Source organism: Pantoea sp. KPR_PJ, assembly GCF_041386365.1.
Taxonomy (GTDB): domain Bacteria; phylum Pseudomonadota; class Gammaproteobacteria; order Enterobacterales; family Enterobacteriaceae; genus Pantoea.
Genome location: NZ_JABMIK010000003.1, coordinates 59,038 through 71,632 on the forward strand (window position 1 = coordinate 59,038; position 12,595 = coordinate 71,632).

The following is a 12,595-nucleotide window of genomic DNA, read 5'->3' on the forward strand; positions in this document are numbered from 1 at the left end:
GCCAGGCCTAGGTCAGGTCCGCCATCAGCACCTTAGAGCGTCGCTGATAGTTATACATCTGCTTTTTGCTCTCCGGCAGTGACTCAATATCCACTGGCGTAAAGCCGCGCTCCTGAAACCAGTGGATGCTGCGTGTGGTCAGCACAAACAGCTTTTCCAGCCCCATCTGTCGCGCCTGAAGGGCGACGCGCTGTAACAGCAGTTCGCCGCGCGACGAGCTGCGATAGTCCGGATGCACCGCGACGCAGGCCATCTCGCCAATCTTTTCATCCATAAAGGGATAGAGCGCAGCGCAGGCGATAGTCAGGTTGTCGCGGATGATAATGGTGAATTTGTCGATCTCCATTTCCAGCTGCTCACGCGAGCGACGCACCAGAATACCCTGCTGCTCCAGCGGACGGATAAGCTCCAGAATACCGCCAATGTCGTTGATGGTGGCGCGGCGAATCTGCTCACTCGACTCCATTACAATCTGCGTGCCGATACCGTCGCGGGAAAAGAGCTCCTGCAACAGCGCGCCATCTTCCTGATAGCTGATGAGGTGGCTGCGACGCACGCCGCTGCGGCACGCTTTCACTGCACCGCGCAGGAAGCGCACCGTGCCGGAAAGATAGTCGCCGTCGCTCTCCATCTCATCAATACGCGCCTGCGCGTCGTTTGGAAACAGTTCGGAAATAATGGCGCCGTCGCGGCGTGTCACGCCCTGTTCAGAGCAGAAGCCAATCATTTTTTCCGCTTTCAGTTTAATGGCCAGCTGGGTGGCGACCTCTTCCGACGTCAGGTTAAAGCTCTCACCCGTAACGGATACCGCCACCGGGCCAAGCAGCACGATGGCATTGTTGTCCAGCTGACGATGGATCGCCTCTTCGTCAATGCGGCGGATGCGTCCGCTGTGGCAGTAATCGACACCGTCATCCACGCCCAGCGGCTGCGCAATAATAAAGTTGCCGCTCACGACGTTGATATGTGCGCCCTGGAGCGGCGTGTTGTTCAGACTCATTGAAAGGCGTGCCGTGATATCGAGCTGAAGCCGTCCTGCCGCCTGCTTTACCAGCTCCAGCGACTGCGCGTCGGTGACGCGGGTGTACTTATGGTATACCGGCTCCAGCTGATGTTCTGCCAGGCTGGCGTCGATCTGCGGACGGGCACCGTACACTACGACCAGGCGGATACCGAGGCTGTGCAGCAGGCCAATATCGTTAACGATGCTGGAAAAGTTTTCATGCTCAATGGCTTCGCCGCCCAGCATAATGACAAAAGTCTTGTCACGGTGGGCATTGATATAGGGAACGGTGTGGCGAAAACCCTGAACCAGCTCAGTACTACGTTCCTTCACGGCAAACCCTCAATGAATTATTATTCGCAATTTCTGTATTTTTATTCTTTTAGCGGCGCTTTTGCAAGGACTAAACCTGACGTAAATTTACGTTTTTTCAGATGCACTATGCGCTAAGAGACTGCATTATTTAGCTTTTCCAGGATGACTTCGCCAAAGGGACAGGTTAAAGTTTTCACCGCCGTTTATTGATGTGGCGTTTTTTTAGACAGAGCAGAGCAGAGTAGCTGGAGCGGCATGTCAGAATCAAATCCCCTTTTTTCCCGCAGACGATTTTTACAGGGAACGGGCGCGTTATTGCTGCTGAGCGTCAGCCGCGCAGGAATGGCAGCAAAAAACCATATTGTGGCCGTACGCATCTGGCCCTCATCAACGTACTCCCGCATGACGCTGGAATCGAACGTGCCGCTGCACTATAAGCAGTTTGCGCTCAGCCATCCTGACCGGCTGGTGATCGATATTCAAAATATGCATCTCAACCCGGTATTAAGGGGCGTCGACAAACTGGTACGCGTTAACGATCCCTTTATCAGGAATGCACGGGTAGGGCAGTTCGACGCGAACACCGTGCGTATTGTGCTGGAGCTGAAGCGCAATGTGGCCCCAAAGACCTTCACGCTGGCACCCGTGGCCGGTATCAGACACCGGCTGGTGGTCGATCTCTTTCCTGGCCAGGATACGGTCGAGGACGATCCCCTACTGGCACTGTTGAAAGATTACAACCAGGGCGAGCTAGAACGAAATGAACCGGCGTCTGCGCCGCTGCCGGGTAAGGCAGGACGTGACAGACCGATCATTATCATGATCGATCCTGGCCACGGCGGCGAAGATCCTGGTGCACATGGCAAATATAAAACCCGTGAAAAAGATATCGTGCTGAAAATAGGCCGTCGTCTCAAAGCGCTGATCGAAAAAGAGCCGAACATGAAGGCTTATATGACGCGCAATGAGGATGTGTTTATTCCCTTACGGGTGCGGGTTGCCAAAGCACGCAAGCAGCGCGCCGATCTCTTTGTTTCAATACATGCCGATGCGTTTACCAGCCGCAGTGCCCGTGGCTCCTCGGTCTTTGCGCTCTCAACCAGGGGGGCCACCTCAGCGGCGGCGCGATTCCTGGCGCAGACGCAGAACGAATCCGATCTGATCGGTGGCGTCAGCAAGAGTGGCGATCGCTACCTTGACCATACGATGTTCGATATGGTGCAGCGCCAGACGATTCACGACAGCCTGAAGTTTGGTAAAGAGGTGCTACATCGCATGGGCAGCATTAATCATCTGCACAAGCGCACGGTCGATCAGGCGGGCTTTGCCGTACTAAAGGCGCCGGATATTCCGTCGATTCTGGTGGAGACAGCCTTTATCAGCAACGTGGAAGAGGAGCGCAAGCTGCGCACCAGCCGCTACCAGCAGCAGGTTGCCGAGGCAATTTTTCACGGTATAAAAGCGTATTTTGACAAGGGTGGCGCGCTGGCGCGACGCTAAAGCAGAGGGGATGGCGCGAGCTGTCCCGGTTTCACCGGATACAAAAACAAAAAAGCACCCTTTCAGGTGCTTAAATGATTGGTTGCGGGGGCCGGATTTGAACCGACGACCTTCGGGTTATGAGCCCGACGAGCTACCAGGCTGCTCCACCCCGCGTCCGTCTTGCGCTTTGCGATTGTCACTGTGCTCTTCATCAGAAGAGTGGTTGCGGGAGCCGGATTTGAACCGACGACCTTCGGGTTATGAGCCCGACGAGCTACCAGGCTGCTCCATCCCGCGTCCGTAGTGCGCATTGCGACTTTTCACATTGTCTCTTCACCAGGAAGAGTTGGTTGCGGGAGCCGGATTTGAACCGACGACCTTCGGGTTATGAGCCCGACGAGCTACCAGGCTGCTCCATCCCGCGTCCGTGGATGCGCACTATACCTTGCAGCGCCGATGATGCAACCCCTTTTTACGATATAGCGCTAAATCGATGGCTGTTTGCTGAATATTTTTTCCATATGGCTATTTATCACACAGCTGTGAGCCAGGAAGGGGCGGACGGATTTCAATCTGCCGGGCGCTTTGCTATCGTCGCGGTGCGAACATTGATGAATATAAGAGATGGCGATGAATAAAGGACACTGGGCGAAGTACGCACTTACTGGGGCAATTTTTGCCCTGCTGGCGGGTTGTAGCTCCAAACCCACCGATCGCGGCCAGCAGTATAAAGACGGCAAGCTCGAGCAGCCGCTGGCGCTGGTTAATCAGCCTAATGCCAAGGGCAGCCCCGTTAACGGCAGAGACTTTGGCGAGCAGGTGCGACAAATACAGTCCACCTCGTCCGCGCTCTATGGCCGCCACACCGGGACCTACAGCGCCATTGAGAGCTGGCTAATGGCCGGTGCTGACACGCGACAGCTACGCCAGTTTGGCCTGAATGCTTTTCAGATGGAGGGGACTGATAACTACGGCAACGTACAGTTCACCGGCTACTATACGCCGGTCGTGCAGGCACGCTATACGCGTCAGGGCGAGTTCCAGTATCCCATTTACCGTATGCCGCCGCGCCAGCGCGGATCGAAATTGCCAAGCCGCGCCTCTATTTACAGCGGTGCGCTGGACGAGCGCTATGTGATCGGCTGGAGCAATTCGCTGATCGATAACTTTATTATGGATGTCCAGGGCAGCGGCTACGTTGATTTTGGCGATGGTCGTCCCATGACCTTCTTTGGCTACGGTGGCAAAAACGGCTGGGCCTACCACAGCATTGGCAAAGAGCTGATCGACCGTGGCGAAGTAAAGCGTGAAGATATGTCGATGCAGGCGATCCGCGACTGGGCGGCGGCCCACTCTGAGCAGGAAGTGCGAGCGCTGCTGGAAACGAACCCGTCCTTTGTCTTTTTTAAGCCAGAGCCCTATACGCCAGTGCGCGGTGCCAGCGCGGTGCCGCTGGTAGCAAAAGCCTCTGTGGCGTCAGACCGCTCGCTCATACCGGCGGGAACCGCGCTGCTGGCTGAGGTACCGCAGCTAAACGACAAGGGCAAGTTTAACGGCAAATATGAGATGCGCCTGATGGTCGCGCTGGATGTCGGCGGCGCGATTAAAGGGCAGCACTTCGATATTTATCAGGGCATTGGTTCTGATGCCGCGCATCTGGCCGGTTTTTATAACCATTATGGCCGCGTCTGGGTGCTGAAAGCCGCACCGGGTGCCGGACAGCCGCTGTTCAGTAATCCGCAAAAAGGCGATAATGGTTCGCTGTTACTGGGTTCAAACTGATTTTTCTCTGCGGGCCGCACGGCCCGCATGATGTCACAAGGTTATTTATGAGTGTGGTTAACGACGCCTGGCGTCAGCGTTTTGGCGGCACGGCGCGCCTCTATGGGCAGGATGCACTGGCGCGTTTCGCCGCGGCACATTTTTGCGTGATTGGCATTGGCGGCGTCGGCTCCTGGGCGGCTGAAGCGCTGGTACGCACCGGCATCGGCAAGATTACCCTGATTGATATGGACGATGTCTGCATCACCAATACCAATCGTCAGATTCATGCGCTGACCGGCAACGTTGGTAAGGCAAAAACCGAGGTGATGGCTGAGCGCCTGCGCGCCATCAACCCCGACTGCGAAGTCATCTGCATCGATGATTTCATCACGCCAGACAATACGGCGGAGCTGATGGCCGCAGGCTTTGACTATGTAATTGACGCTATTGACAGCGTACGACCTAAAGCGGCGCTGATTGCCTGGTGTCGCCGCAACAAGATCCCACTGATCACGACCGGTGGCGCAGGCGGTCAGATCGATCCCACGCAGATCCAGGTTGCCGATCTGGCCAGGACCATCCAGGATCCGCTGGCGGCAAAACTGCGCGAGCGGCTAAAGTCGCTCGGCGTGGTGAAGAACAGCAAAGGCAAGCTGGGCATCGACTGCGTTTTCTCAACCGAAGCACTGATGTATCCGCAACCAGACGGCAGCGTCTGCGCCGCACGCAGCACAGCTGAAGGTCCAAAAAGAATGGATTGTGAAGCGGGATTTGGTGCGGCCACGATGGTGACCGCCACCTTTGGCTTTGTGGCGGTCTCCCATGCGCTGAAGAAGTTTCTGGCGCGCGCCGCGCGTCAGGCAGCCTGAGATCAGGGCTGTGCCGCGTGCGCAGCCTGCTGATGCACCGCGTCTGCCAGCGCTTTCAGCCCGCTGCTGCGTGAGGCGCTGAGCTGCGCGCGCAGGCCCAGTTCGTCAAACAGCCGGAGCGGATCGCTCGCCAGCAGTGCCTGCGGCGTTTGCCCTTCCACGGCGGTGAGCAGCACCGCCAGCAGGCCGCGCACGATACGGCCCTCGCTGTCACCATAAAAATGCAGCGTGCCGTCGTGGCGCATCTGACTGCTGAGCCAGACGCGGTTTTCACAGCCGCTCAGCTCAATGCTGGCGGTTTTCAGATCCTCAGGCAGCGCAGGGAGCTGGCGGCTGAGCTGGATCAGCTGGCGGTAACGATCTTCCCACTGCTGAAAGTGGGAAAATTTCTCTTTCAGGCTATCCAGCGTAATCACGTCGCCAAAAGGGTGCGGGCCAGCCAGGGTCTGACTCATCATTCTTCCTCCGATAACAGGTCGAGCGCGGTATAGACGGCACGCGTCAGCGCATCGACATCCTGCAAATTATTATAGGGGGCGAAAGAGACGCGCAGCGTGCCGCTCACGCCCAGTGCTGCCATCAGCGGCTGGGCACAGTGCTGACCTGCGCGTAGCGCAATACCCTGTTCAGCCAGCAGCGTCACGATGTCGCTGTGGTGGACGCCTTCAAAATCAAACGCCAGCACGCTCGATCTTCCTGCGCGATAGCTGCGGAAACCAGGAAATTCGCCCAGCTGTTCTTCCGCCAGGCTGGCAAGCTGCTGGCTCCACATCTCTGCCTTCAACTGGTCATGCTGTTCCAGCCAGCTGAGCGCGGCGCTGAGTCCGACGACACCCGCTACGTTGGGCGTTCCGGCTTCAAAGCGCCAGGGCACCGGCTGCGGGGTATAGCCGGTGAAGTCGACCTGCGTCACCATTTTGCCGCCGCCCTGCCAGGGAACCATCTCCTCGAGCAGGTCAGCTTTGCCATAGAGCGCACCAATACCCATCGGGCCATACAGCTTATGCGCGGAGAAGGCGTAAAAATCGATGTTCAGCGCCTGCACGTCGGGCGGGCAGTGCGCCACACCCTGCGCGCCGTCAACCATCACCTTTGCGCCCACGCCGTGGGCCAGTGCAATCGCCTGCGCCAGATCCGGACAGCCGCCGGTCACATTGGACATCTGGCCAATCGCCAGCAGCCGGGTACGGGCATTCAGCAGCGTGGGCAGCAGGCTGATATCGGGCAGATAATCAGCACCAATGGGCCACTTCACCACTTTTGCTCCGCGCGCCTGCGCCGCCATCAGCCATGGCACCAGATTCGCGTGGTGTTCCGCCTCGCTGACGACAATTTCGTCGCCGGCCCGCAGGCGCGGCAGCAGCCAGCTGTTGGCGACCAGATTAATCGCTTCCGTGGTGCCGCGTGTCCAGACGATCTGGTGGTCATCGGCGGCATTCAGCAATCGCGCCACCTGATGGCGCGCCTGTTCGTAACGCTCCGTCAGCTGACGCGCCGCACCATACTGGCTACGGTGCACCGTGCCCGCGCTCAGGCTGTAAAACTGTTCAGCCGTATCAATCACTATCCGGGGTTTAAGCGTCGTGGCGGCGCTGTCGAGATAGACACCGGCATCGCTCAGTGCGGGAAACTGCTGGCGGAAGGCCGTGGGGTTGAATGCGGTCATGCGCGGCTCGTCATACAAATAAATAGGTCCATATCAAAAGCCTGGCTCTCTCCTGGCAAAGCTGTAAAAGCGCGTTATGCTGATTAAGGCAAGGTTTAAACCAAAACCCGCATAATGAGCAACCTTCTTTAGTCGATTTGACTACCGGTCAGCGAAAGCGGGTGGTTTGATGCAATCACTCTACAAGGAGATAGAAAATGAAAAAACTTTCAGCTGTACTGGCCATCTGCACAATGGCTTTTACCCTGGCCGCGTGTTCAAGCAATTATGTCATGCATACCAACGATGGTCGCACCATTGTTTCTGAAGGCAAGCCATCAGTCGACAGTGATACCGGTATGATCAGCTATAAAGATGCTAACGGCAACAAGCAGCAGATCAACCGCGCGGACGTCAAAGAGATGGTAGAGATGCAGTAAGCGGCAAACCGCATATTGCAGGCAAAAAAAAGCACCGCAATTTGCGGTGCTATTCAAAATCACTATGGACAGACAGGGTAAATCTACAGGAATTAAAAGTCTGATCTGCAATCGGCAGATCAAAATGCAAACACAACATCACGACCACAAGCCAAAAGCTTTCCGGAAATCTGCGAACTCACTCACAAATCCTGAAATCTTTTCGTTCCGGCTCAGGAAGTGCGGCAACTATAGGTATTTGCTGGAGCTTCCTCAACGGACAATTTATAATGCCTCGGATTACTAAAACTAATATGTGAGCAGTGGTTATTAGCTTACATGCTTTGCCCTCGATCCGAGCACTGATAAACATGTCAAAACGCCTTCCTCCACTTAATGCCCTCCGCGTCTTTGACGCCGCGGCGCGCCATCTTAGCTTTACCAAAGCCGCCGAAGAGCTTTTTGTGACCCAGGCAGCTGTAAGCCATCAGATTAAATCTCTGGAAGATTTTCTCGGGTTAAAGCTGTTTCGTCGGAGGAATCGTTCGCTTTTGCTCACGGAAGAGGGGCAAAGTTACTATCTCGATATTAAAGAGATTTTTACCGCGCTCAATGACGCCACGCGTAAGCTTCAGGCGCGGAGCGCTAAGGGCGCCTTAACCGTCAGCCTGCTGCCCAGTTTTGCTATACAGTGGCTGGTACCCCGTCTTTCCAGCTTTAATACAGCTTATCCGGGCATTGACGTGCGTATCCAGGCCGTGGATCGCGACGAAGAGAAGCTGGCTGATGATGTTGATGTGGCGATCTTCTATGGCCGTGGCAACTGGCCAGGCCTGCGCGTTGAAAAACTCTATGCCGAATATCTGCTCCCGGTCTGCTCTCCTGTGCTGATGACTGGAGATAACCCGTTGAAAACGCCAATGGATTTGTCACGCTTCACGCTGTTGCACGACGCTTCGCGGCGTGACTGGCAATCCTACATTCGTCAGCTAGGCTTGCAGCACATTAATGTGCAGCAGGGGCCGATCTTCAGCCACAGCGCCATGGTGTTGCAGGCGGCGATCCACGGCCAGGGCGTGGCGCTGGCGAATAATGTGATGGCGCAGAGTGAGATTGAGGCGGGACGGTTAATCTGTCCGTTCAACGATGTGTTAGTCAGTAAAAATGCTTTTTATCTGGTTTGTCATGACAGTCAGGCAGAACTGGGTAAAATAGCCGCCTTTCGGCAGTGGATCCTCGCGAAAGCCGCCAGCGAACAAGAAAAATTCCGCTTTCGCTACGATCATTAACTAATTGATTTCTGTAGAGTGAAGTACAGATGCACCTTGAGGATAGTGAGATGTCCAGTCGTGCCATGTTTATTTTTGCCGCCATCAGCGGCTTTTTGCTGGTCGCCTTTGGCGCTTTTGGTGCCCATGTTTTAAGCGGCTCGCTTGGCCCGACCGAAATGGCCTGGGTACATACCGGGCTGGAGTATCAGGCGTACCACACGCTGGCGGTGATTGGGCTGGGCGCGGCGATGCTGCGCCGCGCTAATCTCTGGTTTTACTGGAGCAGTGCGTTTCTTGCCCTGGGTATCGTGCTGTTTAGCGGCAGCCTCTATTGTCTGGCGCTGTCGCATCTGAGGTTTTGGGTTTTTGTTACGCCGGTCGGCGGGCTCTGTTTCCTGGTCGGCTGGTTTCTGATGTTGATTGGCGCGCTGCGTCTGAAACGAAAGGCAGATCGCCATGAATAAAGTTTTACTCTATTGCCGTCCTGGTTTTGAAAAAGAGTGTGCGGCCGAAATCGCCGCCAGCGCCGCCGAGCGCGAGGTTTACGGTTTTCCGCGGGTGAAAGAGAACAGCGGCTACGTGTTGTTTGAGTGCTATCAGCATGAAGATGCGGATCGCCTCGTGCGCGAACTGCCGTTTGATACGCTGATTTTTGCCCGCCAGATGCTGGTGGTAGGTGAGCTGCTGAAGGATCTGCCGCCGGACAATCGCATTGAGCCGATTATTGGCATGCTCTCCGGCGTGGTAGAAAAGGGCGGTGAACTCCGCGTCGAGGTGCCGGATACCAATGAAGCAAAAGAGCTGACAAAGTTCTGCCGCAAGTTTACCGTGCCGCTGCGCGCCAGCCTGCGCGAGGCGGGCATCCTGCTTAATTACGAAAGCCCAAAGCGCCCGGTGGTGCACGTCTTTTTTATCGCGCCCGGCGCCTGCTACGTGGGTTACTCTTTCACTGGCAACAACTCACCGTTCTATATGGGCATTCCGCGCCTGAAGTTCCCGGCCGATGCGCCGAGCCGCTCTACGCTAAAGCTGGAAGAGGCGTTTCACGTTTTTATCCCTGCTGATGAGTGGGATGAGCGTCTGGCGGGAGGGATGCATGCGGTAGATTTGGGTGCCTGTCCTGGCGGCTGGACCTATCAGCTGGTGAAGCGCAGCATGTGGGTGTCGGCGGTAGACAACGGCCCAATGGCACCGAGTCTGATGGAGACCGGGCAGGTCACGCACTGTCGCGAAGACGGTTTTAAGTTCCGCCCGACGCGCAACAATAACGACTGGCTGGTGTGCGACATGGTAGAGAAGCCGGTACGTGTTGCTAACCTGATGACCGAATGGCTGGTTAACGGCTGGTGTCGCGAGGCGATCTTCAACCTTAAACTGCCAATGAAAAAGCGCTACGAAGAGGTGACGCAAAACCTGGCGATGATGGATGAGGCGCTGAAGGCGCAGGGCATCAATGCCCAGATCCGCGCCCGCCAGCTCTATCACGATCGTGAAGAGGTTACCGTTCACGTTCGCCGCATCTGGGGCGCTATTCCTGGCCGCCGCGACGAGCGCTAAGCTTCAGGTCGGGTGTTGCGACGCCTGACCTTCATAGCGCAGTGCTTTCAGATTTCCTCTTAACTCCAGATCCTGCTTCAACGTGGCAACCTGTCGGCTAATGCGGGCCGACACCTCTCCAGCCGCCAGTTTTTTCCGCCATTTTTCCGGCACCCGATCGAGCTGCTGATAAACCGTCTCCAGTGAGCCAAAGGTTTGCAGCAGCGTTTTCGCACTTTTCGGGCCGATGCCCGCGACGCCGGGAATTTTACTGCTGCTGATGCCGCATAATCCCCAGTAATCGGGCAGTCGCTCCGGCGGCACACCGAATTCGCTCTCGATAAAAGGCAGGTCCAGCCAGCGCTTCTGAAAATAGTCGCGGATGCGGATCTGCGGCGCGAGCAGCTGGCAGTAGCCTTTGTCCGTTGAGACAATCGTTGCCTGATGGCCCGCCTGCGCCATTTTTACCGCCAGCGTGGCAGCCAGATCGTCCGCCTCGTCAGTGTCGGCAATCCAGCAGCTGACCCCCGCCTGGCGAAACGCCTCCTGAAGCAGAGGCATCTCCGCGTGCAATTCATCAGGCATTGGCGGGCGACCACTTTTATAGTCTGGCAGCAGCTGGTGACGCCAGCCCTGATGACGCTGCTCGCTGTCGAAGACCGCGACGACATGCGTCGGTTGAGTATGCCCCAACAGCTGGCGCAGCGCAGACACGCAACCTTCGACGCAAGGGGAACCCTGGACGGCGTGCAGACGGCGTATCAGATTAAGGGCGTCGACGATAAGAAGGTGAAATGACATAAGCTAAACGGCAGCCCACGCGGGCTGCCTTCCTTGCAGGTTATTTGATAATTTCGTAGCAGGGAATATAGGCGGTGCCCGGCAGTTTCATACGGTGCTGGGCAACAAATCCCTGTAGCAGCTCATCCATGCGGCGCATGATCTCGGGTTCACCATGCAGCTTATAGGGCCCCTTTTCGCGAATCTCACGAATACCTACCTCTTTAACGTTACCCGCCACGATGCCGGAGAAGGCACGGCGCAGATCGGCCGCCAGCTGCTCCGCAGGCTGACTGGTGTACAGATTGAGGTTCGCCATGTTTTCATGGGTCGGATGGAAGGGCTTCTGCAGGTCTGACGAGATGCGGATCGACCAGTTAAAGCTGTAGGCGTCGCCCGTTTCGCGGCGGTACTCTTTCACCTGGGGCATCGCTTTCTTCATCAGGCGCGCCACTTCTGCCGCATCGTCGATGATGATTTTATAGTGCTTACGCGCTGCTTCGCCCAGCGTATTGACGATAAAGTCATCCAGCACGTGAAAATAGTCAGCGCTCTCTTGCGGGCCGGTCAGGATCAGCGGCAGCACCTGGTCCTGGTTCTGCGGGTTCATCATAATGCCCAGCAGATAGAGCAACTCTTCTGCCGTGCCGACGCCACCGGGGAAAATAATGATGCCGTGTGCGATACGCACAAAAGCTTCAAGACGTTTTTCGATATCCGGCATGATGATCAGCTCATTCACTAACGGATTCGGCGGCTCCGCAGCGATAATCGACGGTTCAGTCAGGCCGATAAAGCGGCTGTCGCGGTAGCGCTGCTGCGCATGACCTACCGCTGCGCCTTTCATTGGCGCTTCCATCACGCCGGGCCCACAGCCGGTGCAGATGTTCAGCTCACGCAGGCCAAGCTGCGTTCCGACGTTGCGGCAATACTGGTACTCCACTGCATTGATGGAGTGTCCACCCCAGCAGACCACGGTGTTAGGGTATTCGCCAATATGCAGCGCGCGAGCGTTGCGCAAAATAGAGAAAACCTGATTAGTGATGTGCGCCGAATCTTCCGGTGCGGCCTCCTGCATGCCTGCAATTGACAGCTGGCCGTTAACGAAAAGGATATCGCGCAGTACGGCAAACAGGTTGGCCTGTAGCGAGCGAATAATCCTGCCGTCGACAAACGCCTCTTCTGGCGGATTAATAAGTTCCAGCTTTACGCCGCGTTCGCGACGCAAAACGTTAATGTCAAAATCTTCAAAGCGGGAAAGTAGTTCGTGACTACTGTCAGTCTGGCTGCCCGAATTAAGCACGGCGAGCGAGCAGTTACGGAACAACTGGTAGAGATCGCTGCTTGCCGTGCGCTTCAGCATGTCGACTTCCAGCTGAGACAACAGATCCATCGAGCCGAGTGGGCTGATATGCGTAATCAAATGAACTCCGTTACACCCGCCTGGGTGGCTAATGACACCGCAACTGCGGTGGCGAAAATCCCTGGTCGACAATCCTCTGATTACCGCC

Annotated in this window: 12 protein-coding genes and 3 tRNA genes; 7 read left to right on the forward strand and 8 right to left on the reverse strand. The window is 56.3% G+C overall.

Annotated features, from left to right (window positions below):
- Window positions 1-7: 7 nt before the first annotated feature.
- Window positions 8-1,336, reverse strand: coding sequence for an amino-acid N-acetyltransferase (gene argA / locus HP564_RS08705; protein ID WP_371242125.1), 1,329 nt, complete (start codon window positions 1,334-1,336; stop codon window positions 8-10).
- Window positions 1,337-1,573: 237 nt separating this feature from the next.
- Between argA and amiC the strand changes: the two genes are divergently transcribed.
- A complete protein-coding gene (gene amiC / locus HP564_RS08710) occupies window positions 1,574-2,818 on the forward strand; it encodes an N-acetylmuramoyl-L-alanine amidase AmiC (protein WP_371242127.1) in 1,245 nt (414 codons plus the stop codon).
- Between the two features lie 79 nt (window positions 2,819-2,897).
- Here the strand turns inward: amiC and HP564_RS08715 are convergent.
- The 3 genes from HP564_RS08715 to HP564_RS08725 all read right to left on the reverse strand — a co-directional run bounded on the left by HP564_RS08715 (window position 2,898) and on the right by HP564_RS08725 (window position 3,224).
- Window positions 2,898-2,974, reverse strand: a tRNA-Met gene (locus HP564_RS08715).
- Between the two features lie 46 nt (window positions 2,975-3,020).
- Window positions 3,021-3,097 (reverse strand) — tRNA-Met (locus HP564_RS08720).
- A 50-nt stretch (window positions 3,098-3,147) separates the two neighbouring features.
- Window positions 3,148-3,224: transfer RNA gene (locus HP564_RS08725), tRNA-Met, on the reverse strand.
- A gap of 206 nt (window positions 3,225-3,430) precedes the next feature.
- On the opposite strand from HP564_RS08725, the gene mltA reads away from it, so the two are divergent.
- Together mltA and tcdA are read left to right on the forward strand one after the other, a co-directional pair.
- Window positions 3,431-4,582 (forward strand): murein transglycosylase A, encoded by a 1,152-nt coding sequence (gene mltA, locus HP564_RS08730; protein WP_371242732.1) that lies wholly within the window; start codon window positions 3,431-3,433, stop codon window positions 4,580-4,582.
- A 47-nt stretch (window positions 4,583-4,629) separates the two neighbouring features.
- Entirely contained in the window at window positions 4,630-5,433 is an 804-nt protein-coding gene (tcdA, locus tag HP564_RS08735) for a tRNA cyclic N6-threonylcarbamoyladenosine(37) synthase TcdA (RefSeq protein WP_371242129.1), read from the forward strand.
- Window positions 5,434-5,435: 2 nt separating this feature from the next.
- Here tcdA and csdE read toward each other — a convergent pair whose 3' ends face one another.
- Complete coding sequence (gene csdE, locus HP564_RS08740) at window positions 5,436-5,888, reverse strand: cysteine desulfurase sulfur acceptor subunit CsdE (protein ID WP_371242131.1); 453 nt, start codon at window positions 5,886-5,888, stop codon at window positions 5,436-5,438.
- The gene (gene csdA, locus HP564_RS08745) at window positions 5,888-7,099 is read right to left on the reverse strand and encodes a cysteine desulfurase CsdA (RefSeq protein ID WP_371242133.1); all 1,212 of its coding nucleotides are present in this window, start codon (window positions 7,097-7,099) and stop codon (window positions 5,888-5,890) included. The genes csdE and csdA overlap by 1 nt, the downstream gene beginning before the upstream one ends.
- A gap of 197 nt (window positions 7,100-7,296) precedes the next feature.
- Between csdA and HP564_RS08750 the strand changes: the two genes are divergently transcribed.
- The 4 genes from HP564_RS08750 to rlmM all read left to right on the forward strand — a co-directional run bounded on the left by HP564_RS08750 (window position 7,297) and on the right by rlmM (window position 10,325).
- Window positions 7,297-7,518 carry a YgdI/YgdR family lipoprotein gene (locus tag HP564_RS08750; protein ID WP_371242135.1) on the forward strand — a complete coding sequence of 74 codons (222 nt, stop codon included), beginning with the start codon at window positions 7,297-7,299 and terminating at the stop codon, window positions 7,516-7,518.
- Between the two features lie 350 nt (window positions 7,519-7,868).
- The gene (locus HP564_RS08755) at window positions 7,869-8,786 is read left to right on the forward strand and encodes a transcriptional regulator GcvA (RefSeq protein WP_371242137.1); all 918 of its coding nucleotides are present in this window, start codon (window positions 7,869-7,871) and stop codon (window positions 8,784-8,786) included.
- Window positions 8,787-8,836: 50 nt separating this feature from the next.
- Window positions 8,837-9,232 carry a DUF423 domain-containing protein gene (locus HP564_RS08760; RefSeq protein ID WP_371242139.1) on the forward strand — a complete coding sequence of 132 codons (396 nt, stop codon included), beginning with the start codon at window positions 8,837-8,839 and terminating at the stop codon, window positions 9,230-9,232.
- On the forward strand, window positions 9,225-10,325 hold the full coding sequence (gene rlmM, locus HP564_RS08765) for a 23S rRNA (cytidine(2498)-2'-O)-methyltransferase RlmM (RefSeq protein WP_371242141.1): 1,101 nt from the start codon (window positions 9,225-9,227) through the stop codon (window positions 10,323-10,325). The genes HP564_RS08760 and rlmM overlap by 8 nt, the downstream gene beginning before the upstream one ends.
- 3 nt (window positions 10,326-10,328) lie before the next feature.
- On the opposite strand, the gene xni is transcribed toward rlmM, so the two are convergent.
- Both xni and ppnN read right to left on the reverse strand, forming a co-directional pair.
- On the reverse strand, window positions 10,329-11,105 hold the full coding sequence (xni, locus tag HP564_RS08770; protein ID WP_371242143.1) for a flap endonuclease Xni: 777 nt from the start codon (window positions 11,103-11,105) through the stop codon (window positions 10,329-10,331).
- A gap of 40 nt (window positions 11,106-11,145) precedes the next feature.
- Complete coding sequence (gene ppnN, locus HP564_RS08775; protein ID WP_371242145.1) at window positions 11,146-12,507, reverse strand: nucleotide 5'-monophosphate nucleosidase PpnN; 1,362 nt, start codon at window positions 12,505-12,507, stop codon at window positions 11,146-11,148.
- Window positions 12,508-12,595 lie beyond the last annotated feature (88 nt).

Bases quoted from the DNA above. Each gene is read 5' to 3' on its own strand.
- amiC (WP_371242127.1), top strand. From the start codon at position 1,574: ATGTCAGAATCAAATCCCCTTTTTTCCCGCAGACGATTTTTACAGGGA.
- rlmM (WP_371242141.1), top strand. From the start codon at position 9,225: ATGAATAAAGTTTTACTCTATTGCCGTCCTGGTTTTGAAAAAGAGTGT.
- mltA (WP_371242732.1), top strand. From the start codon at position 3,431: ATGAATAAAGGACACTGGGCGAAGTACGCACTTACTGGGGCAATTTTT.
- HP564_RS08760 (WP_371242139.1), top strand. From the start codon at position 8,837: ATGTCCAGTCGTGCCATGTTTATTTTTGCCGCCATCAGCGGCTTTTTG.
- xni (WP_371242143.1), bottom strand. From the start codon at position 11,105: ATGTCATTTCACCTTCTTATCGTCGACGCCCTTAATCTGATACGCCGT.
- tcdA (WP_371242129.1), top strand. From the start codon at position 4,630: ATGAGTGTGGTTAACGACGCCTGGCGTCAGCGTTTTGGCGGCACGGCG.
- csdE (WP_371242131.1), bottom strand. From the start codon at position 5,888: ATGAGTCAGACCCTGGCTGGCCCGCACCCTTTTGGCGACGTGATTACG.
- csdA (WP_371242133.1), bottom strand. From the start codon at position 7,099: ATGACCGCATTCAACCCCACGGCCTTCCGCCAGCAGTTTCCCGCACTG.
- HP564_RS08755 (WP_371242137.1), top strand. From the start codon at position 7,869: ATGTCAAAACGCCTTCCTCCACTTAATGCCCTCCGCGTCTTTGACGCC.
- HP564_RS08750 (WP_371242135.1), top strand. From the start codon at position 7,297: ATGAAAAAACTTTCAGCTGTACTGGCCATCTGCACAATGGCTTTTACC.